The organism is Micromonospora sp. WMMC273, from assembly GCF_027460285.1.
GTDB lineage: Bacteria > Actinomycetota > Actinomycetes > Mycobacteriales > Micromonosporaceae > Micromonospora > Micromonospora aurantiaca.
The window spans coordinates 4,309,103-4,330,000 of record NZ_JAPZBE010000001.1; the positions used below are offsets into that span (position 1 = coordinate 4,309,103).

Here is a 20,898-nt window from a genome sequence, read left to right on the forward strand (position 1 = left end):
CACTCGCCGCCGAGGGGGATGGTTCCGGTCACTGGGAGGGAACCGGTGAGGGCGCCGTCGCCGGCGGCGCCGGCTCCGCCGGGTCGGCGGTCGCCTCGACCGCGCGCTCGCCGGGCACCTCGCCGGAGATGCACCAGTCCGCCCCGTTACGGGTGACGGTGAACAGCAACGACCGGGCGGCCTTGCGCGAGCCGGCGGCAACGGTGATCGAGGCGCTGACCTCCTGGCCGTTCGGGCCGGAGCGGACCTCGGTGATCGTCGCCTCGGGCACCGTGAAGTGGTCGGCGAAGTCGCCGTTCGGGCCGGTGGCGGCGGAGTCGAAGGCGGCGTGCATGGGCGCGCAGAGCTGGCTGCGGCCGGCGGCGGCGTCGCGGGCGGTGAGCGCGTCCAGGTACGCCTGCACACGTTCGCGGCTCTTGGCCGCCGCCTCCTCGGCCGGCGCCTTCCCGCTGGGCGGGGTGTCTCCGCCGTCCTGGCCGCCCGAGCCGCAGGCGGCCAGCGCCGCCGGCAACAGCGCGAGGAGAGCGAGCCCGGCGAACCGGTCCCGGTGGCTGCGACCCATCTGTCCTCCCGTCGCGTTGACTCGTCGAGCGGCGAGTGTGCCACACCCGGCCCGCGTGGCCGGGTGACTCCCCATCCTGACCCGGATCGGCGCGCTCGGCCAGGACGGCACGCGGGCGGGGAGGGGCCGGTGCGGCCCCTCCCCGCCGGGTGGGTGGTGCGTCGGCCCTCGGCTCAGCCGAGACCGCCCTTGATGGCGCCGATCAGCTCACCGTTGCTGGTGTCACCGGAGAGCTCCCAGAAGAACGCGCCACCGAGGCCCTGGCTGTTGGCGTAGCTCATCTTCCCGCCGATGGTCGACGGGGTGTCGTAGCTCCACCAGTTGCTGCCGCACTTGGCGTACGCGGTGCCGCCGACGGTGCCGGTGGCCGGGCAGCTGTTCTTGAGCACCTTGTAGTCCTCGATGCCGGCCTCGTAGGTACCAGGTGCCGCGCCGGTGGCGCTGCCGCCGGGTGCGGCCTGGGTCACGCCGGTCCAGCCGCGTCCGTAGAACCCGACGCCGAGCAGCAGCTTGCTGGACGGTACGCCCTTGGACTTGAGCTTCTGGATCGCCGCGTCCGACCAGAAGCCCTGCTGCGGGATGCCGGCGTACGAGTAGAGCGGCGAGTGCGGCGCGGTCGGCCCCTGGGCGTTGAAGGCGCCGAAGTAGTCGTACGTCATCGGCATCAGCCAGTTGAGGTTGTTCGCGGCGCCGGCGTAGTCGGTGGCGTCGATCTTGCCGCCGTTGCTGCCGTCGGCGGTGATCGCCGCGGTGACCAGGAAGCTGGAGCCGAACTTGCTCCGCAGGGCCGAGACCACGTTCTTGAACGCGTTCGGGCCGCTGCTGTCGCACTGGAGGCCGCAGGCGTTCGGGTACTCCCAGTCGACGTCGATGCCGTCGAAGACGTCCGCCCAGCGCGGGTCCTTGACCAGGGAGTAGCAGGAGTCGGCGAACGCGGCCGGGTTCTGCGCGGCCTGGGTGAAGCCGCCGGACCAGGTCCAGCCGCCGAAGGACCAGAGCACCTTCAGGTTCGGGTACATCTTCTTGAGCTTGCGCAGCTGGTTGAAGCTGCCGCGCAGCGGCTGGTCCCAGGTGTCGGCGACGCCGTCGACGCTGTCCGCCGCGGTGTACGCCTTCTCGTAGTCGGCGTAGCTGTCCCCGATGCTGCAGCGGCCGCCGGTGGTGTTGCCGAAGGCGTACAGGATGTGGGTCAGCTTCGCGGCCGAGCCGCTGGTGTGGATGTTCTTGACGTGGTAGTTGCGGGCGTAGACGCCCCACTCGGCGAAGTAGCCGACGATCTTCTTGCCGCCGGGCGGCGGCGTGGTGGGCGGCTGCGTGGTCGGCGGGGCGGTCGTCGGCGGTGCCGTGGTGGGCGGCGCGGTGGTCGGCGGCGCCGTGGTGGGCGCGGTGGTCGTCGGCGTGCCGCCGCCGGTGCAGGAGCCGCCGTTGATCGTGCAGCTCACCGGCGCCTTGTACGCGCCGGTGCCGTTGTAGCCCCAGCTGAAGCTGGCGCCGGGGGCGAGCGTCGACGCCCAGCTCTTGTTGACCGCCACGTAGCGGTCACCGCTGCGGGTGATGTCGGCGTCCCAGGAGCTGCTGATCGAGGTGCCGGAGGGCAGCGTGAACTCGATGCGCCAGCCGTTGACGGTGGAGCTGGTGCCGTTGGTGACTGTCACCCGTCCCTCGTGGCCGGTCCCCCAGTCCTGCACCTTGGCGAACGTGGCGGTGACGCTGCCGGCGGCCGACGCGGTGGTCATGGGCACCGCGGCGACCGCGAGCGCGACCACGGCGCCGGTGGCCCACAGGGCCCGGCGGAGCGATCTCTTCATACGGCGTCCCTCCAATAGTTAGGAAACTTTCCAAATTGATTGCTGAGACGCTACTCACGCCGTCACCACTTAGTCAAGATGTCGATGCATCGATTTCACGGGTGGCGCGGGACGGTGGGCGCCAAGGCCCGTAGCCTCGTCCCATGACCGTTTTCGACGTCCAGATCGACGCCCTCACCGGCGGCCCGGCCGACCTCGGCGGCTACCGCGGCCGCGCCCTGCTCGTGGTCAACGTGGCCTCCCGCTGCGGCCTCACCCCGCAGTACACGGGCCTTCAGGAACTCGCCGACACGTACGCCGGACGCGGGCTGACCGTGCTCGGGGTGCCGTGCAACCAGTTCGCCGGCCAGGAGCCGGGCAGCGCCGCTGAGATCGAGGAGTTCTGCCAGGTCAACTACGGCGTGACGTTTCCGCTGACGGAGAAGGTCGACGTCAACGGGCCCGACCGGCACCCGCTCTACGCGGAGCTGGTGTCCACGCCGGACGCCGAGGGGCACACCGGCGACGTGCGCTGGAACTTCGAGAAGTTCCTCGTCGCGCCGGACGGCACGGTGGCCGCCCGGTTCGGCCCGCAGGTCACGCCCGAGGATCCTGAGCTGCGCGCGGCGATCGAGAAGGTCCTGCCGGCCTGACGGGCACACCGCCGCCGGGCACGGCGAAGCGGCACGCTCCCGCGGGGAGGCGTGCCGCTGCCGCGGACCGGGTCAGCCGGCGGCGGACCGGAAGACCGGGTAGTAGCCGCCGGACTGCCCCGCGGCCGTCGGGTGGTACGACTTGCTCAGGCTCAGCACGTTCAGCGCGTGCAGCCACTTGGTCCCGCCGCTGCACAGCTGGTGGCCGACGAAGATGGAGCGGACGTCGGCGAATTTGAAGCCGGCCGAGACGGCGGCCGTACGGGTGATGTCGTCGAGCAGGTTGATGCCCTCGTTGATCTTCGCCCGGGACGTCGCGCTGAGCCCGACGCAGGTGGTGCCGAGCTGGTAGAAGACCGGGTAGCCGACCACCACGACGCGGGCCGAGGGCGAGCGGCTCTTGATGCCGTTGTAGACGTTGGCGAGGCGGCCCGGCATCGAGGTGCGGGCCACGTTCATGGCGGACTGCACGGCCGCCACGCACTGGGTCTCCCCCTGGAGCACGCAGGTGCTCATGATGTTGGCGAAGCCGACGTCGTTGCCGCCCACCGTGACGCTGACCAGCGTGGTGGTGGAGGAGAGCGCGGAGAGCTGGCTGTTGATGACGTCCGCCGTGGTGGCGCCGGAGCAGGCGACCGAACGGTACGACGCGGGCTTGATGTTGGCGTTGTAGAGCGCCGGATAGGCGTTCGTACTGCGTAGGCAGTTACCGCTCTCGGACGTGTAGCTGTCGGCGCCGACGCCGGAGGCGTACGAGTCGCCGAGCGCGACGTAGCGGTCGGACGGGGCCGCCTGGGCGGGGGCGGCCAGAGACAGGGTGACCCCGACCGAGGCGGCCAGGGTCAGGGCGAGGGTGGCAAGACGGGATCTCCGCACGTCGCACTCCTGGGGGCGTGAAGTGGTGGTGAGAGATAGATATCAATAAGATCACAGCGCATGGAAGATCACCGATTTGCGGCCGGGCGCGTATAGCGACTTACGCCTACAAATCGTTGCCGGTTTCGCGGAGCGGGCTGAAGGATTGTTCCGCCGGGATCGTCAGCCGCATCGCCGGGTCGGCGGTCTCCCGGAAACCCAGGGCACGATAGAGCGGCCGGCCGGCCGCCGAGGCCCGCAGATCCACCCGGCGCACACCCCGGTCCCGGAACCACGCCAGCAGCGCGGTCAGGCAGGCCCGGCTGTGGCCACGTCGGCGGTACGCCGGGTCGGTGCTGACGTTGAAGACGTACCCGACCAGGCCGCTCGGATCGTCCGGCCCGCCGAGTCGGCGCTCCACAGTGCCCACCGCGCAGGCCGCCAGCGACGCGCCGCCCGGCGCGTCGACCACGAAGGCGGCGAGCCACGGGTCCGGCTCAGCCAGCCAGGTACGCAGATTGTCCCGGGCGACGTCCTGCCAGCGACCCGGCGGCGTCGGCACCCCGCTCATGCCGGCGAGCATCAGCCCGCGCAGCCGCACCAGCTCGTCGGCGTCGGACGGCACCGCCCGGCGCGCGTCACCCACAGGCCGGCTCAGACGGGACGACGGCCGGCGAACCCGCACTCGACCCGGTGATACCACCGGATGTCGGTGTCCCCCTCCAGCCAGCACCACAGCACCGCCCGGCCGTCGCGCTCACCGGGGAAGTCGAGCAGCACCGGGGCGATCCCCTTGACCGCGATCTCGTGCTGGTGGAACTCGTCCACCACGAGATGCAACCGTGCCTCCAGCGCCTTCACCTCGGCCAGCCCGCCGAGCGCGCTGACGCCGTGATCGGCCAGATCGACACGCAGCTCGGCCAGGTCGGCCCGCAGCCGGATCAGCTCGTCGACGCGCGGCCGCAGCGTGGCCACCAGGTGTCGCGCCTGGGCGAGAGTGAACACCGGGCCAGTATGCGGCACGACCGTCCGGAGGGAAGCTGCCACACGGCACCGCCGGAACGGCACCGGGTATCGAGCATCGTCGCGCTCGGGTATACAGGTGGTTCCTCCCGGATCGGCCCTCGGCTTGCCCGGACGCCCCTCGCCCGTCGTTGGAGGCTCACTGGCATGAGCGATCGTTCGCCCAGCCCCAGCACCCCGGACCCGCGGTACCTGTTCCGGTACCGGGATCTGGTCGCCGACACCCTGCCCGAGCATCGCGCCGTCCTGCAGGAGCGTGGTTGGTGCTGGTGGGGCTGGTGGAAGCGACCCAACGAACCCGGACGACTGGAGGTATGGGAGGCGCTCGAACGCGAGACGCTGGAGGGACGTCGGGTGCCGATCGGGCTGTTCCACTCCGGGACGGGCCTCGTTCATCCCGCCATCGTCGACCGCGTGATCCTGCCGCAGCCGGACGATCTCGGGGCCTTCACCTCGCTCAGTCCGCCCGACGCCGAACGGGACGGCGTTCCACCCTACTATCGGGCGAGTCGGCACAGCCGGGGATGGCTACGGCTGGTGGCCCTGGCCGAGGAGCCGATGGAATTCTTCGGGAAGTTCTCCTTCGCCGCCGCACCGCCGTTGCCACATCATCCGCGAGGCCAAATGGAGCGGCTGGTGGGTAAGCGGATCCTGGACGCTGACGAGCTGCGCGCGATGGACACCACCATCTGGGAGATCCGTCCGGCCCAGCCGGCTGACTCCAGCGAGCGGTTCCTGACCGCGTCGCCACGCCAGGACGGCGCGCTGTCCGCCGAGCCGATCGCCTGCCCAGGGCCGTGGCTGCTGCACCTCACCGATCCGCACTATGCGGCCGGGCGGTTTCGGTCGGAGCATCAGTGGCGGCTGGAGACCGAGGACGGCACTACTCGCCCGACCATGGTCGACGCGATCTCCGATGCCCTGGCTCGTGATCAGCGGTCGGTAGGAGCGGTCCTCGTAACGGGCGATCTCACCTACGTCGCCCACCGCGACGAGTTCGCGGCGGCGCGGGCCGGCCTCTTCAAGCTCACCAATGGGCTACTCGGGCTGGGCATGGAGCATCTCGTCGTCATCCCCGGCAACCACGACATCGCCTGGACCCGCGGTGACTCGTACGAATACGGAGCACCGGTCGAGGTGGCGCCGGCGGCGGCAACGGCCAACTACCGGGAGTTCTTTCGCGCCCTATACGGATACCCGGCCTCACCCCACCTGTCGATGGCTCGCCGTTTCGTCTTCCCGGGCGGCAACCTGGTCGACATCGCCGCGGTCAACTCCAGCTCGCTGGAACAGGGGCAGTCGTTCCTGGCGGGCATGGGCCGGGTCCAGGAGTCCGCATACCGCGAGGTGACCAGTGCGCTCGCCTGGTCGAACCCTGGATCAGCCCTGCGCGTGCTCGCGCTGCATCATCATCTCGCACTGACCGAGGACCTCGAATCGCCCGACGAGTACGCGACGGGTTTCGGGATCGCCATCGACGCACCAAGGATCCAGCGCCTGGCCGCCCGTGACGGGGTACACCTCGCGGTGCACGGGCACAAGCACCGCGCGTTCGTCTGGCGCACCGAGGCGTACCATCTCCCCGAATACAGCAACGAACGCTGGGACCTGGGACGCTTCAACATCGTCGGTGGCGGGAGCAGCGGCTCGAGATCGTCAGACGGTCGGCGTAACTTCTTCAACCTGATCCGGATGGCGGGCCCAGTCGTGGAGTTGGAGATGTACCGGAGTCAACAACAAGGCTCGTTCGAACGCTTCATGACCTGGCGGGCCCCGCTGGCAACAGGGTCAGACGGCCGGCTTGAGATTGCCCCCTGGAAGGTCGTTTCCCCATGACCATCAGACGGCCGGTCGTGCACGCCCTCATCCTCGACATGGACAACACGTTGTACGACTGGGTGGCGTACTTCGTGCCGGCAGTGCGAGCGATGGTGGCCGTAGCCGCCGAACTCCTCGACGTGTCCGAGGACGAGTTGCGCAACGACCTCCAGGCCGTGCACCGCAACCACGGCAACACCGAGCACCCCTTCGCGCTGCTCGAGACCTCTGCCGTCGAGCGACGCCTACCCGGGATGAGCCAACGAGCACGACACGAGCACCTACTGCCGGCCTTCGCCGCTTTCAACGAGGTCCGGCGACGTCACCTTCACCTCTATCCGGACGTGGAAAGCACGCTCCGGGCCATCAAGGCCACAGGTTGTCACGTTGTGGGACACACCGAGGCCAAGGACGTGAACATCAGCAGTCGAGCAAGGTCGCTCGGGTTGGACGCGATGTTGGAGGCGATCTACGCGCCCCGGTTCGTCGGGCCACCACACCCGTTGGGCGCCGATCGACGGTCCCTTCCGGCCGCAATCGAGGTTCGCGTACTGCCACCGACGGCACGCAAGCCCAATCCGGAGATCGCCCGTCAGATCTCCGAGCAGCTCGGCGTTCCGACTGCCCACTGCCTGTACGTGGGCGACAGCCTGAGCAAGGACGTGGCGATGGCCAAGCGAGCAGGGATGCTCGCCGCCTGGGCTCGCTACGGCACCCACCACGACTCCGACCTCTGGCGCGGCTTGGTCGCACTGTCCCACTGGGACCCGGCGGCCGTCACCGCAGCAGAAGTCAAGAGCGATGATCCTCCGCAGTACGCGCCGGACGTGACGCTCGACGCCTTCCGCGAGTTGTGCGACCACTACACCTTCAGTGCGGCACCGCACCCGAGGCGGCCTCAAGTGATATCAGCCTGCTTGCCGGCGGCACCGGCCGATTGACCCGCTCCGACGGAGGTGTGGTCCGCTGCGGGCGACCATCCGCTCCGCCGGTTCAGGTCACCGATGTTGCTGCGGAACTCACTGAGCCACTCGCCGGTCTCCGCCTCGACCAACTCGGCCGTCCGCAGCACGAGCACGCGGATTAGTTCCTCGCGCCGGCGTATCACCGCGTCCTCCGTGGCCGCGACACCCAACTGCGTGGCAACCCAGTCCAGCCGGAACTCGATGAGTGCCCGCTGAAGCGCTTGCGCGGTAGCGATGTCGCGCATCCAGGCCGAGGACAGGCCAAAGAAGTGGTCGAAGGCCAGGCAGCCACCAGCCAAGGCGAGCAGGACATATCCCCAGCTGGCGCCGCTCCCAGCGCTCGCCGCGCTGACGAGGGGTACGACTCCGCCAGCGATCCCCAGCAGAATCGCGCAGCCGCGCAGCAGGCGGGAGATCCTGCGGCGTACCGCCTTGTCGCGCAGGTACCAGGCAACCGCGTCCTCAGCCTGCCCTTCCGCCCACCCGCGCAAACGGTCCAGAACGGCCTCAGGCTGTTGGTTCGCAGCCAAGACGGGGAACGGGCGGATGATCATGTCCCGTCGCGGGACTCGACGTCTTGGCCTGTCGACGTGACCGTTGCCCGCTACCACGAGCCGACCGATCCCAGCGCATGGCGAAGGCCGTGACCGGGTGGCGGGTCGAGGATCGGAGAATGCTGTCGCGCCATACGCACAGCCTGCGTCATCGCGCCCTACCACTCAAGGAATCAGACGCGTTCCGCCTCCTGCACGAACGTGTCGGCCCTCCGCGCCCCCATCCGGTCCAGCTCGTCCAGCACCGCCCCCACCCCGTCCGCACCCACCAGCACGGTGACGCGCAACCGGGCCGACAACGGCTGGTCCTGCCAGTAACCACGCGGCAGCAGGCTCGCCTGCGGCGTCGTCGTCGCCACGGCGGCGTCGCTGACGATGACCGAGATCGCGCCCGCGCGCAGCAGCGCGTCGCGCAGGTCGGCGCTGTTCGCGGCCGGGTCCGGTTCCAGCAGCGCGGTGACCAGCCGTACCCGCTGGCCGGGCGGCACTGCCGGTTCGCCAGCCGGCGCCGCTCCGGTACGACGGCGGGGTGCGCCGGGCGCGGTCAGGCTGGTGACGCCGCCGAGGTGGTAGGCGTCGGCGCCCTGTTGCGCCTGGTCCAGGCGTTCCTGGTCAGCCGGCGGCACGCGCAGGCCGATGAGCGCCTGCACCCCGGCGGCGATCAGCCAGGTCAGGACGAAGGAGAACGCGACCACGCTGACCACGCCGACGAGCTGGCGCCACAGCAGGCCGCCTCCGCCGCCGAGGAACAGCCCGTCGGCGCCGAGCGGGTTGACGCCGCGGTTGCCGAACAGGCCGAGCAGGAGCGTGCCGAGCATGCCGCCGACGAAGTGCACGGCGAGCACGTCGAGCGCGTCGTCGAGGCGGAGCAGGTACTTCAGTTTCAGCGCGAAGTGGCAGACCAGGCCGGCCAGCGCGCCGATCACGACGGCCGACGCCGCGTTGACGTACCCGGCGGTCGGCGTGACAGTGGCGAGGCCCGCGACCGCGCCGGAGACCGCGCCCACGACGGTGCTGTGTCCGTCGGTGACGCGTTCCAGCGCCAGCCAGACGAGCATCGCCGCAGCGGCGGCCAGGTGCGTGTTGAGGACGGCCTGGGCGGCGAGGCCGTTGGCCTGGAGGCCGTCGCCGCCGTTGAAGCCGAACCAGCCGAACCAGAGGATGCCGGCGCCGACGATGGTCAACGGGATCGAGTTCGGTGGTGCGGCGGTGTGCGGCCAGTCCCGGCGCCGGCCGACGACGAGCAGGACGGCGAGGACGGCGGCGCCGGCGCTGGCGTGCACGACCAGCCCGCCGGCCCAGTCCTGGGTGCCGAACTTGGCGAGCCATCCGCCGGGGTGCCAGAGCCAGTGCGCGATCGGCGCGTAGACCACTATCGACCAGACCGCGAGGAACAGCACCCAGCCGCCGAAGCGCAGCCGGCCGGCGGTGGCGCCGGTGACGAGCGCCGGTGTGATCACCGCGAACATCATCTGGAACAGGACGAACGCCAGCGTCGGGATGGTGATCCGGCCGTCGACCACGTGCAGGTTGGGTGCGGGCGGCACCTTCAGGTCGGTGAGCCCGAACAGTTCCAGGTTGCCGAAGAGTCCGCTGCCGGCGTCGTCGCCGAAGGCGATGGTGTAGCCGACGAGCACCCAGGTCAGGCTGACCACGCCCAGCGCGATCATGTTCTGTTGCAGCATCGCCAGGACGTTGCGGGTGCGGACCATGCCGCCGTAGAACGCGGCGAGTCCCGGCGTCATGAACAGGACGAGGCCGGCGCAGACCAGCACCCAGGCGGTGTCACCCGCGTTCGGAGCGGACACGGTTTCCCTCCTTCTCTCGCAGGTGGACGGAGTCGCGGACGGTGTGCATCACGGTGTCCTTGACCCGATCGTGGTTGGGCACCGGCGCGAAGTGCCGGTCCGGCAGCAGCAACAGCCAGGTGGCGATGTTGAACGGCCCGGTCAGCACCGGGATGCCGAGCGGCGTGAGCATGGTGGTCAGCGCCATCTGCACGAACAGCGTCAGCGCGATGCCGAACAGCGTGTAGACGGTGACCAGCGCGCCGGGGCGGTGCGCCACAGCGCCCACCACGATCGCGGTCAGCACCGCGTTGAAGGCGAACAGGCCCTTGTCCAGGGACGCACCGTCGGCGCCGAACCAGAGCGCCAGCAGTGTCGCGCCGACGGCGCCGATCACCGCGAACAGCGCCGACCACCGGGAGTTGATCAGCAGGGCGATGAGGATGAGCAGGCCGGTGACCCAGCTCTCGATCAGGTAGACCTGGGACACGCCCTTGAAGAAGACCGGGATGAGGCCCCAGTCGAACGTGCCGCCGGTCAGCGATCCCTCGCCGGGGAACTTCGGGGTCAGCTTGGTGAGCACCGTGAACCTGTCGAACTGGTACGCCGCCATCAGCAGGAACCAGGTCGTGAGCACGAACGGGAACGTGTAGGCGGTCAGGTTCCAGCGTTTGAAGACGGCGTTGAGGGCGAGCGTGACCACCACCGTGCCGATCGCGCCGAGCACGAGGTAGAGCCACATCAGCGGACGCTGGTCGAGGAACGTGGGCACCGCGAGGCCGGTCAGCAGCGGACTGAAGCCGAACAGGCCCTTGCGCCAGCTCGACATGTCGACCCGCAGCGCCAGCGCGGTAGCGGTGCCGACGACCAGGCCGAGCACGCCGCCGCCGAACACCCGGGGCGTCCCGTTCTCGAACGCGCCCCAGGCGAGCGCGATCAGGATGAGCAGGCCGCTGAGCGGATTGTTCTGGAGCACCACCTGCGCGGCGCCGCGCAGGCTGGCGTCGACGAACCCGGCCGCCGGGTTCCGATCGGCCAGATGGCGCCAGCCACGTCCGATGTCGGCCATGTCGCTGTTCTCCTCGCCTCAACGCCAGCTGAAGACCGGCGGGAAGGTGCAGCCGGTCACCTCTTCGCGGGCGGCAGTGCAGAACGCGCGTACCGCGGCGCGGACCGGTTCGGTCTCCTGACCCAGCACCTTGAACACCAGGCCGGCGTCGTTCGGCAGCCGGCTGACGGCGGTGGCCAGCGGTGTCTGCTCGTCCCACACCGGCGTCGCGGTCCGCTCGAACACCCTTGCCGCCCGGTCCGGGTCGGTGAGCAGCACGACGTTGCCGAAGACGTGGAAGCGGTCCATCATCCCGATCCGCGACACCGGGAACCGCCCGGGAGTGATGACGAACTTCTCGACGAACAGCGGCCGTCCGTCGGGCCGCTGCGCCCGCAACGTGGTGGAGAACAGGTCGTACGCGAAGATCTCGCCGTCGCGGTAGTACTTGCGGCCGGGCTGGAGCACCTCCGCGTACAGCATCGTCGCGGTCTCCGGCAGCCGGACCAGCGTGTCGGAGACGAACCGGCTGCGCCGGAACGGGATCACCGGTTCGGGCAGGAACTCCAGGTAGGCGTCGTCGGCCAGGGTGAAGCTCTGGGTCTGGGTGCCGTAGTTGGCGTCCATTTCCTGGATCTTGGTGGCGGCCTGGGTGACCAGGTGCGCCTGCGCGCCCGGCCCCAGGTCGACGTCGATGCGCAGCCGGTCGCCCTGGAGCACGCCACCGGAGGTGGTGAGGATCATGACGCAGGGCAGGCCCGGCATCTCCTCGTCCCAGTACAGCGCGCGCTGCACCAGCAGCGGCGACTGCCGGAAGACGTCGCGCAGGATGGTCCGGTCCTCGCGCCGCTCGAACCCCAGCCGGAGGATGCCCACCTTGCCGTTCGCGGCGGCCGGCAGCTGCGCCGGCTGGTCCTGGTACGGCGCGAGTTCCCGGACGGAGTCCAGAGTGGTCATGCGAGCACTTCGGCGTCGAACAGCGCGTTGCGGCGGACCAGGTCCACCAGGTCGTCGATGCCCTCGCCGGTCTTGCAGTTGGTGAACACGAACGGCTTGCCGCCGCGCATCAGCTCGGCGTCGCGGGCCATCACGTCCAGGTCGGCGTCGACGTACGGGGCCAGGTCGGTCTTGTTGATCACGAGGATGTCGGACTTGGAGATACCCGGGCCGTTCTTGCGCGGGATCTTGTCGCCGGCCGCCACGTCGATCACGTAGATGAAGTAGTCGACGAGGGCGGGGCTGAAGGTGAGCGTGAGGTTGTCCCCGCCGCTCTCGATGAGCACGACGTCGCTGTCCGGGAACCGCGCCTCCATGTCCTCCACCGCGGCGAGGTTCATGCTGGGGTCCTCGCGTACCGCGGTGTGCGGGCAGGCGCCGGTCTCGACGCCGACGATGCGCTCCTCCACCAGCACGCCGGTCAGGGCGCGGCGGACGTGCTTGGCGTCCTCGGTGGTGACCACGTCGTTGGTGATGACCAGGATGCGCAGGCCCTGCTCGACCAGGCGGGGCACGACGGCCTCGATGATGGCCGTCTTGCCGCTGCCCACCGGGCCGCCGACGCCGATCCGACTCGCTGATTTCATCTCTGGAAAGCCCTTCAGGTGGGTGAGCGCTCAGCTCATGAACATGCGTACGTGTGCGTGCTGGTGCGCGCCGGCCAGCACGTCGAGGTGCGGCGCGAAGCTCTGCATGTCGTCGAGCCCGGCGGTGCGCACCTCCTCGTAGTCCTCGCCGACCCGCTCGTTCACCGCGAAGAGGATCGACTGGGTGTCGAGGTGGTCCACCCGCATCAGCCGGACCGCCGCGCCGAGCACCATGGAGGCCGCGCCGTACTGGTGGGCGGCGAACGCGTCCGCCTCGCCCACGCCGAGTTCGGCGAAGAGCACGCCGAGCGCGACCGGGTAGGTGACCGGGACGCCGCCACCGCTCTCCGCGACGCGCTTGCGCAGGAGGGACTCCCCCACCACCCGTTCGGCGGCCTCGGCCAGCTTGCGCCCCATGCGGACGGTCATGGTCCGCGTCTCTTCGTTGATCTTGCGCAGGTGTACGGCCTCGTCGGCCGCCCGGATCCGGTCGAGGTCACCGGCGCGGGCGGCGCGGTGCGCCACGAGCAGCGCCACTCCGTCTCCGGTGGCGGCGGCGCGCGTGACGGTACGCACGAACTCCTGCAACGTGGTCCGGTCGTGCACCGCCCCCTGTTCGACCGCCGTCTCCAGCCCGTTGGAGAAGGAGAACGCGCCGACCGGGAAGACCGAGTCGCCGAACTGGAGCAGCTTCAGGGCCTCGGTCACCGTGGACACCCGGCCCTCAGTTCAGGTCGGCGGGCAGGTGCGTGTGCGGGGTCGAGTCGGCCCCGCCGAACAGCCGCCGCGACTCGTGCGGGGCCAGGTACGCGATGATCTCGGTGCCGGGGATGAACTCGTGGGTGAGGCCGGTGAACGCGTGCGTGCGCATCACCGAGTCCATCACCTTGCGGTCCACGGTGAGCGGGACGTACATCTTGGTGCCCTTCACCACCGCCGGCCAGTGCTGGTTGCCGATCGCGTGGCCGAGTTCGACGGCGGAGCGGATCACCATGTCCAGCGACTCGCCGTGCAGCGTGTCGAGGTGCACGACCATGACCTCGCCGAGCGCGATCCGGGCCACCACGGCGGTCGCGGTGGCGTCGTCCCACGCGAGCACGTCACCGTCGCGCAGCCGTACGCCGCGGGCCAGGGACAGCGCCAGTTCGGTGCCGAGGCTCGTGGTCCGGCGCAGCCGGCTCTTCTGGGCGTCCCACTGGTCGAGGACCAGGTCGTCGACCTTGGCCTCCCGGAGCCGCTCGGTCCAGGCCGGCTCGTTCACGTTGCCGAGTACCGTTTCGACGAGCATGTGTTCTCCTTTCACGCGACCCCGCCGCCGGCCCGGCCGGGAGCGGGCGCCGCGCCGGGTCAGCTGAAGAAGTAGAGCTGGCTGAGGGGGAGGTTCTTGGCCGCCGGCACTGTCGCGTGCACGCCGTCCACCTTCACGGCGAAGGTCTCCGGGTCGACCTCGAGCTTCGGCGTACGGTCGTTGCGCACCATGTCGCGCTTGGTCAGGTTGCGGCAGCCGTAGACCGGGATGACCTGCCGTTGCAGGCCGAGCTGTTCGGCCACACCCGACTCGTGCGCGGCGCGGGACACGAACGTCACGCAGTTCTTGGCGACCTGCGAACCGGTGGCGCCGAACATGGGCCGGTAGTAGACCGGCTGCGGGGTGGGCAGCGAGGCGTTCGGGTCGCCCATGATCGACCAGGCGATCATGCCGCCCTTGAGCACCATCTTCGGCTTCGTGCCGAAGAACGCGGGCTCCCAGAGCACCAGGTCGGCGAGCTTGCCGGGGCTGACCGAGCCGATGACGTGCGAGACGCCCTGGGTGATCGCCGGGTTGATGGTCATCTTGGCGACGTAGCGCAGGACGCGGAAGTTGTCGTTGGCGTCGGAGTCCTCGGCCAGCTTGCCGCGGACGTTCTTCATCTGCCCGGCGAGCTGGACGGTGCGCAGCCAGGTCTCGCCCACCCGGCCCATGGCCTGCGAGTCGCTCTGCATCATCGAGATGACGCCCTCGTCGAGGAGCACGTCCTCGGCGGCGATGGTCTCGGTGCGGATGCGGCTCTCCACGAAGGCGACGTCCGAGGGCACCTTCGGGTTGAAGTTGTGGCAGACCATGATCATGTCGTACAGCTCGGACTGGCTGTTGATGCCGTACGGCACCGTCGGCGTGGTCGAGGCGGGCAGCACGTTCATCTGGCCGGCGACCTTGATGATGTCCGGTGCGTGCCCGCCGCCGGCGCCCTCGGTGTGGAAGGTGTGGATGGTGCGGCCCTCGAACGCGGCGATGCTGTCCTCGATGTAGCCGCTCTCGTTGAGCGTGTCGGTGTGGATGCTGATCTGGACGTCGTACTCGTCGGCGACGGCCAGGCAGGACCGGATCACCGCCGGCGGCGCGCCCCAGTCCTCGTGGATCTTGAAGCTGGGCACCCCGGCCATGATCTGCTCGACCAGTGGTGCCCGGCCGCTGCTGTTGCCCTTGCCCAGCAGGCCGATGTTGATCGGCAGGTTCTCGAAGGCCCGCATCATGTTGTGGATGTTCCAGGGGCCGGGCGTGATGGTGACGCCGTTGGTGCTGTCGCTGGGACCGGTACCGCCGCCCCACAGGGTGGTGACGCCGTTGCTGAGCGCGGCGTACACCTGCTGCGGGGTGACCAGGTGGACGTGCGCGTCGATGCCGCCGGCGGTCAGGATCAGGTGCTCGCCGGAGATCGCGTCCGTGCCCGGACCGGTCACCAGGCCCGGGGTCACCCCGTCCATGATGTTGGGGTTGCCGGCCTTGCCGATCCCGGCGATCCTTCCGTCCTTGATCCCCACGTCCGCCTTGACCACGCCGAGCAGCGCGTCCACGATGGTCACGTTCGTGATCACCAGGTCCACCACGCCTTCGGCGCTGGTGGCCTGGCTGGCACTGCCCATGCCGTCGCGCAGGGTCTTGCCACCGCCGTACATCACCTCGTCACCGAGGACCCGCAGGTCCTTCTCGATCTCGATGTAGAGGTCGGTGTCACCCAGACGGATCTGGTCGCCCGTGGTCGGGCCGTACATTCCGGCATATTCCTGCCGTGAGATCTGACTCATGCGTTGTCGCTCCAGCTCTGGCGCATCTGAGAGTGGCCGGGCTACTTGCCCTTGCCCTTGCCTTGGTCCTGGCCCTTGCCCTGGTCCTGCTGCTGCGACGTGGTCTTGAAGCCGCGCGTCTGGGCCTGGTGGAGCGCCTCGGCCCGGTCCGGCCGGTAGCCGGGGATCGGCCCGTCGCCGGTCCAGCCCTGGACCAGGCCGTTGAAGCCGTACACCCGCTGGGAGCCGCCGTACGGGACGAGCTGGACGGTCTTGCGGTCGCCGGGCTCGAACCGGATCGAGGTCGTGGCCGGGATGTTCAGCCGTTTGCCGAACGCCGACGGGCGGTCGAACTCCAGGAAGCGGTTGGCCTCGAAGAAGTGGAAGTGGGAACCGACCTGGATGGGGCGGTCACCGGTGTTGTGCACGACCACCTCGGTCACCGGCCGCCCGGCGTTGAGTTCCAGAGGTTGGTCGCTGAGCTTGTAGCCGCCGATGGGCCGAAGGTGCTTGGAGTTCGGTCCCGGGTGTTGCTTCGCCATGTCGCCCCCGCTCTGCCGGAGACCGTGGCCTCCGGTCGCTGCTCTACTGAATGGGTGAGTGGACGGTGATCAGCCGTGACCCGTCGGTGAAGACCGCTTCGACCTGGAGCATCGGGATCATGTCCGCCACGCCGGGGATCACGTCGTCGGCGGTGAGCACGTGGCTCGCGTCGTTCATGACCTCCTCGACGGTCTTGCCCTCGCGCGCGCCTTCGAGCGCCGCGGCACAGATCACCGCCACGGCCTCGGGGTGGTTGAGCTTGACCCCGCGCGCCTTGCGGGCGTTCGCGACCATCGCCAACGAGTGGATCGTCAGCTTGTCGAATTCCTTCGGCGTGAGATGCACTTCGCGATCCCTTCGTCCGCACCCGTCTGTACGGTTTTAGCTACTCCGTCACGTTAAGAGTGCTTTAGTCCGCCCGCAGCCGTTCTGGGGTATTTCAGGAACCGGTGTACGCCCGCTTGCGCCGGTCGTAGTCGGCGACCCACATCTGCTGGATCTGCTCGAGCGTCCGGCCCTTGGTCTCCGGCAGGTACCGCCGGACGAACAGGAAGCCGAGCACGCACAGCCCGGCGAAGAGCGCGAACACGCCCGACCGGCCGAGCGCGTCGAGCAGGCTCAGGAAGAACTGCGTGATCAGGTACTCGGTGCCCCAGTGGGTCGCCGACGCGATCGCCACGCACCGGCCGCGGATCGGACCGGGATAGATCTCGTTGATCACGGTCCACGCGCCCGGGCCGATGGACACCGCGTAGAACGCGACGAAGAAGACCACGCCGACCAGCAGGAACAGACCCGAGGTGGTGATCCGCCCGTCGCCGCGCCCGCCGCCCGCACCGAGGAAGCTGACGCTCACCACGGCGAGCGAGACCGCCATCCCGGCCAGGCCGACAAGCAGCAGCGGCCGGCGGCCGACGCGGTCGAGCAGGCCCACGGCGACGAGCGCGAACGCCGCGTCCACCGCGCCGATCGCCCAGGTGGTCGCGGAGAGCTGCGCCTCCGGAGTACGGAATCCGGCCGCCGAGAAGATCGAGTCGGCGTAGTAGATGATGCCGTTGATCCCTGTCGTCTGCTGGAACAGCGCCAGCCCGACGCCGAGCGCGAGTGGGCGCCGCCACTGCGGTGACAGCAACTCCCGCCAGCTCGCCCTGCGGCCGTGCAGACTCTTCTCGATCTCGCCGAGGCGCTGCTCCACCCGCTGCTCGGGAACGGTCCGGCACAGCGACTCCCGGGCCCGGCGCCCGTCGCCCCGCTTGAGGTACCAGACCGCCGAGTCCGGCACCACCACTGTCACCAGGATCAGCGCCACGCCCAGCACGATCGCCGCGCCGAGCAGGTAGCGCCACGACTCGCCGCCGGTGAACAGCTCGTCCGCCAGGTAGCCGATGAAGATCGCGAAGGTGGTCGAGAACTGGTAGACCGCGAGCAGGCCGCCGCGGATCCGTTCCGGCGCCGCCTCGGCCGCGAACATCGGCCCGGCGACCGAGGCCACGCCGATACCCACGCCGAGCAGCAGCCGCGCGCCGAGCAGTGCGCCGATGGCCGGCGCCGCGGCCTGCACGATCGTGCCGACGACGTACGCCCCGGCGGCGACCCACAGCGCGCCCCGCCGGCCGATCCGGTCGGCGAGGTGACCACCGGCGAGCGCGCCGGCCAGCGCGCCGAGCGTCACCCAGCTCGCCGCCACCTCCACCTCGAAGGTGTCCACGTCGAACGTGTGCCGGATGTCGTGCAGCGCGCCGCTGATGACGCCCTGGTTGTAGCCGAAGAACGCGCCGGAGAGCACGACGATCGACACGATCGCCACGAGACTGTGGCGGGCCGGCCGGCCGGTCGCGCGTCCGCTCGCCGCCATGTCACCCCGTCCGCCGACGACCGACCCCCGAAACGGCCGGAAAACCATATATGCGACATATAGTAAGTTCGCCGGAGCGTGCCGACAGCGGAACTCCCGGACGCCGCCGGGGCTGCTCCTGCACACGAACGGGGGAAGGGTGCAGTACGGCTCCGCAGACTCCTACCGCGAGTTCCGGCACCCGCTCGCGGCGCTCGTGCTCGCCGTCGTCACCGCCGGCGCGTTGGACGCCTTCGCGTTCCTGCGGTACGGCGCATTCGTCGCCAACCAGTCCGGCAACGCCATCTTCCTCGGCATGGGACCGGCCGGCGGGCATCGCACCTGGCCGGTCTCGGCGGCCTCGATCATCGCGTTCGCCACCGCCGCCGGACTGACGAACCTGCTCCGCCGCCGGACCCGGCCGACGGCGGCGCCGCTCGTCGACATCGCGGTCACCGAGGCCGCCATGATCGTCTGGACGGTGCTCAACCTGACGCTCGCGTACGGCCGGGACGGCACAGCGTCCCGGGTGCTGCTCGCCGCCGCCGGAGCGGTCGCCATGGGCAGCCTGACCACTGTGGCGAGCCGGACCGCGGGCATCGCGACGCCGATCACCTACCAGTCGGACACCACGACCAAGACCGGTGAGCGCGCCGCCCGCTGGCTGCTCGGTCCCGCCGCCGGCCGGGGCCGGGCCCGGCGGGGCACCCTGCTCGGGCTGCTCGCCCTGGTCAGCTACAGCGTCGGCGGCGCAGTCGGCACGCTCGCCCAGCACCAGCCCCGCTGGGTGCCACTGTGGGGGACGCTCGCGCTGGCCGTGCTGATCCTGCTGCTCCGCCGGCACCGGCGACCGGGACCGGCGGCGCGGCCCGGCTGAGCGTCAGTCCGCCTGGGCGGCGAGTTCCCGGGCCCGGTCCCGGGCCGCCTCCAGCGCCGCCAGCATGGCCGCGCGTACGCCGTGGTTCTCCAGCTCGCGGATCGCCGAGATGGTGGTGCCCGCGGGCGAGGTGACCGCCTCGCGCAGCTTCACCGGGTGTTCACCGGAGTCGCGCAGCATCACCGCCGAGCCGATCGCGGTCTGCACGATCAGCTCGTGCGCCACCTGGCGCGGCAGGCCGAGCAGGATGCCCGCGTCGATCATCGCCTCGACCAGCAGGTAGAAGTAGGCCGGGCCGGAGCCGGAGAGCGCGGTGACCGCGTCCTGCTGCGACTCGGGCACCCGGACGGTGGCGCCGAGCGGGGAGAACATCTCCTCCGCCAGGGCCAGATGCTCGCCGGTGGCGTACGCGCCCGCCGAGATCGCGCTCATCGCCTCGTCGACAAGCGCCGGGGTGTTCGTCATCACCCGGACCACGGGGGTGCCCTCTGGTAGCCGGCGGTTGAAGAAGGCGGTCGGCAGGCCGGCGCAGAGCGAGATGACCAGCTTGTCGGCCGGCACCTTCGGGCCGATCTCGTCCAGCAGCGCGGCGGCGTCCTGCGGCTTGACCGACACGGCCAGCACCTCGGCCTCGGTCACGGCGGTGAGGTTGTCCACCACCCGTACGCCGTAGCGGTCGGCCAGCTCCCGCGCCCGCGCCGGCCGCCGCGCGGTGGCGAGCAGCCGCTCCACCGGCCAGCCGGAACGCAGCAGCCCGGAGAGCATCAGCTCACCGATCTTGCCGGCGCCGATCACCGCGACCGTGTGCACCTGGCGTGCCATCAGCCGTACCCCTTCCCGGGTCACGTGGGCAGGGCGTGGCGGGCCGGATCGCCGGCCCGCCACGCCCGTGCGCCGTCGATCAGCTGCCGAAGAAGACCTCGGCCTCGGCGTACCGCTCCAGCGGCACGGTCTTCAGCTCGCGGGTGGCGTCGGCGAGCGGGACGCGGACGATGTCCGTGCTCTGCATCGCGACCATCTTGCCCCAGTCGCCCTCGTGCGCGGCGTCGATCGCGTGCAGGCCGAGCCGGGTCGCCAGCACCCGGTCGAACGCGGTCGGAGTGCCACCGCGCTGGATGTGGCCGAGCACCACGGTGCGGGCCTCCTTGCCGGTCTTCGCCTCCAGCTGCTCGGCCAGCCACTGGCCGATGCCGCCGAGACGGACGTGACCGAACGCGTCCAGCTCCTGGTTGTGCAGGACCATCTGGCCGTCCAGCGGCTGGGCGCCCTCGGCGACCACGACGATCGGGGCGTACTGGTGCTGGAAGCGCTTCTCGACGTAGCCGGCGACCTGCTCGACGTCGAACTGCCGCTCCGGCAGCAGGATCACGTTGGCGCCACCGGCGAGGCCGGCGTGCAGGGCGATCCAGCCGGCGTGCCGGCCCATGACCTCGACCACCAGGGTGCGGTGGTGGCTCTCCGCGGTGGTGTGCAGCCGGTCGATCGCCTCCATGGCGATGTTGACGGCGGTGTCGAAGCCGAACGTGTAGTCGGTCGCACCGAGGTCGTTGTCGATCGTCTTCGGCACACCGATGACGTTGACGCCCAGCTCGTGCAGCTTGGTGGCGACGCCGAGCGTGTCCTCGCCGCCGATCGCGATCAGCGCGTCCACGCCCTGGGCGGCGAGGTTGTCCTTGATCCGCTCCACGCCGTTCTCGATCTTGAACGGGTTGGTGCGGGACGAGCCGAGGATGGTGCCGCCGCGCGGCAGGATGCCACGCACCTCGGCGATGCCGAGCGGCTTGGTCAGGCCCTCGAGCGGGCCCTTCCAGCCGTCCCGGAAGCCCACGAACTCGTGACCGTAGGTGGCGACGCCCTTGCGGACCACCGCCCGAATCACCGCGTTGAGACCTGGGCAGTCGCCGCCGCCGGTGAGCACGCCGATACGCATGATCTGCTCATCCTCCTGGAGCATCAGGTGAAGC

General features: G+C 70.2%; 22 protein-coding genes. 4 read left to right on the forward strand and 18 right to left on the reverse strand.

The features are described from left to right. Nucleotides 1–28: 28 nt before the first annotated feature. Nucleotides 29–562 (reverse strand): hypothetical protein, encoded by a 534-nt coding sequence (locus O7611_RS19770; protein WP_194801192.1) that lies wholly within the window; start codon nt 560–562, stop codon nt 29–31. 173 nt (nt 563–735) lie between these two features. Then, nucleotides 736–2,370 carry a glycosyl hydrolase family 18 protein gene (locus O7611_RS19775; RefSeq protein ID WP_194801191.1) on the reverse strand — a complete coding sequence of 545 codons (1,635 nt, stop codon included), beginning with the start codon at nt 2,368–2,370 and terminating at the stop codon, nt 736–738. A 143-nt stretch (nt 2,371–2,513) separates the two neighbouring features. On the opposite strand from O7611_RS19775, the gene O7611_RS19780 reads away from it, so the two are divergent. Then, nucleotides 2,514–3,002 (forward strand): glutathione peroxidase, encoded by a 489-nt coding sequence (locus O7611_RS19780; RefSeq protein ID WP_194801190.1) that lies wholly within the window; start codon nt 2,514–2,516, stop codon nt 3,000–3,002. 72 nt (nt 3,003–3,074) lie between these two features. On the opposite strand, the gene O7611_RS19785 is transcribed toward O7611_RS19780, so the two are convergent. From O7611_RS19785 to O7611_RS19795, 3 genes are all read right to left on the reverse strand, one after another. Next, entirely contained in the window at nt 3,075–3,878 is an 804-nt protein-coding gene (locus tag O7611_RS19785) for an SGNH/GDSL hydrolase family protein (protein WP_043329427.1), read from the reverse strand. A gap of 106 nt (nt 3,879–3,984) precedes the next feature. Beyond that, the gene (locus O7611_RS19790) at nt 3,985–4,503 is read right to left on the reverse strand and encodes a GNAT family N-acetyltransferase (protein WP_269697365.1); all 519 of its coding nucleotides are present in this window, start codon (nt 4,501–4,503) and stop codon (nt 3,985–3,987) included. 8 nt (nt 4,504–4,511) lie between these two features. Further along, nucleotides 4,512–4,862, reverse strand: a complete 351-nt coding sequence (locus O7611_RS19795; RefSeq protein WP_260034125.1) for a DUF2203 domain-containing protein — start codon at nt 4,860–4,862, stop codon at nt 4,512–4,514. Nucleotides 4,863–5,027: 165 nt separating this feature from the next. Here O7611_RS19795 and O7611_RS19800 point away from each other — a divergent pair, with 165 nt between their 5' ends. Both O7611_RS19800 and O7611_RS19805 read left to right on the forward strand, forming a co-directional pair. Further along, nucleotides 5,028–6,716: a metallophosphoesterase family protein gene (locus O7611_RS19800; protein WP_269697366.1), complete on the forward strand. Its 1,689-nt coding sequence runs from the start codon at nt 5,028–5,030 to the stop codon at nt 6,714–6,716. After that, the gene (locus O7611_RS19805; protein ID WP_269697367.1) at nt 6,713–7,639 is read left to right on the forward strand and encodes an HAD family hydrolase; all 927 of its coding nucleotides are present in this window, start codon (nt 6,713–6,715) and stop codon (nt 7,637–7,639) included. Before O7611_RS19800 ends, O7611_RS19805 begins: the two co-directional genes overlap by 4 nt. On the opposite strand, the gene O7611_RS19810 is transcribed toward O7611_RS19805, so the two are convergent. From O7611_RS19810 to O7611_RS19860, 11 genes are all read right to left on the reverse strand, one after another. Continuing rightward, entirely contained in the window at nt 7,597–8,217 is a 621-nt protein-coding gene (locus O7611_RS19810; RefSeq protein ID WP_269697368.1) for an SLATT domain-containing protein, read from the reverse strand. The two genes, O7611_RS19805 and O7611_RS19810, sit on opposite strands and share 43 nt — an antisense overlap. 173 nt (nt 8,218–8,390) lie before the next feature. Then, entirely contained in the window at nt 8,391–10,025 is a 1,635-nt protein-coding gene (locus O7611_RS19815) for an ammonium transporter (RefSeq protein ID WP_269697369.1), read from the reverse strand. Further along, entirely contained in the window at nt 10,003–11,073 is a 1,071-nt protein-coding gene (yut, locus tag O7611_RS19820) for an urea transporter (RefSeq protein WP_194801187.1), read from the reverse strand. The genes O7611_RS19815 and yut overlap by 23 nt, the downstream gene beginning before the upstream one ends. A gap of 18 nt (nt 11,074–11,091) precedes the next feature. Continuing rightward, nucleotides 11,092–12,009 (reverse strand): urease accessory protein UreD, encoded by a 918-nt coding sequence (locus tag O7611_RS19825; RefSeq protein ID WP_194801186.1) that lies wholly within the window; start codon nt 12,007–12,009, stop codon nt 11,092–11,094. Further along, a complete protein-coding gene (ureG, locus tag O7611_RS19830; protein ID WP_013287653.1) occupies nt 12,006–12,635 on the reverse strand; it encodes an urease accessory protein UreG in 630 nt (209 codons plus the stop codon). Before ureG ends, O7611_RS19825 begins: the two co-directional genes overlap by 4 nt. A 30-nt stretch (nt 12,636–12,665) precedes the next feature. Next, a complete protein-coding gene (locus O7611_RS19835; RefSeq protein ID WP_223201363.1) occupies nt 12,666–13,343 on the reverse strand; it encodes an urease accessory protein UreF in 678 nt (225 codons plus the stop codon). 16 nt (nt 13,344–13,359) lie between these two features. After that, nucleotides 13,360–13,923 (reverse strand): urease accessory protein UreE, encoded by a 564-nt coding sequence (ureE, locus tag O7611_RS19840; protein ID WP_013475749.1) that lies wholly within the window; start codon nt 13,921–13,923, stop codon nt 13,360–13,362. Nucleotides 13,924–13,982: 59 nt separating this feature from the next. Then, the gene (locus O7611_RS19845; protein WP_269697370.1) at nt 13,983–15,701 is read right to left on the reverse strand and encodes an urease subunit alpha; all 1,719 of its coding nucleotides are present in this window, start codon (nt 15,699–15,701) and stop codon (nt 13,983–13,985) included. A 41-nt stretch (nt 15,702–15,742) separates the two neighbouring features. Further along, a complete protein-coding gene (locus tag O7611_RS19850; protein ID WP_269697371.1) occupies nt 15,743–16,222 on the reverse strand; it encodes an urease subunit beta in 480 nt (159 codons plus the stop codon). A 43-nt stretch (nt 16,223–16,265) separates the two neighbouring features. Then, nucleotides 16,266–16,568 (reverse strand): urease subunit gamma, encoded by a 303-nt coding sequence (locus O7611_RS19855; protein WP_013287657.1) that lies wholly within the window; start codon nt 16,566–16,568, stop codon nt 16,266–16,268. A gap of 94 nt (nt 16,569–16,662) precedes the next feature. Further along, nucleotides 16,663–18,078, reverse strand: a complete 1,416-nt coding sequence (locus tag O7611_RS19860) for a sugar porter family MFS transporter (RefSeq protein WP_194801183.1) — start codon at nt 18,076–18,078, stop codon at nt 16,663–16,665. A 139-nt stretch (nt 18,079–18,217) separates the two neighbouring features. On the opposite strand from O7611_RS19860, the gene O7611_RS19865 reads away from it, so the two are divergent. After that, a complete protein-coding gene (locus O7611_RS19865) occupies nt 18,218–18,934 on the forward strand; it encodes a YoaK family protein (RefSeq protein WP_269697372.1) in 717 nt (238 codons plus the stop codon). Between the two features lie 3 nt (nt 18,935–18,937). Here the strand turns inward: O7611_RS19865 and proC are convergent, their stop codons facing one another. Together proC and O7611_RS19875 are read right to left on the reverse strand one after the other, a co-directional pair. Then, nucleotides 18,938–19,756 (reverse strand): pyrroline-5-carboxylate reductase, encoded by an 819-nt coding sequence (gene proC, locus O7611_RS19870; protein WP_194801182.1) that lies wholly within the window; start codon nt 19,754–19,756, stop codon nt 18,938–18,940. A gap of 79 nt (nt 19,757–19,835) precedes the next feature. Beyond that, nucleotides 19,836–20,864: a 6-phosphofructokinase gene (locus O7611_RS19875; RefSeq protein WP_030273929.1), complete on the reverse strand. Its 1,029-nt coding sequence runs from the start codon at nt 20,862–20,864 to the stop codon at nt 19,836–19,838. Between the last annotated feature and the right edge of the window lie 34 nt (nt 20,865–20,898).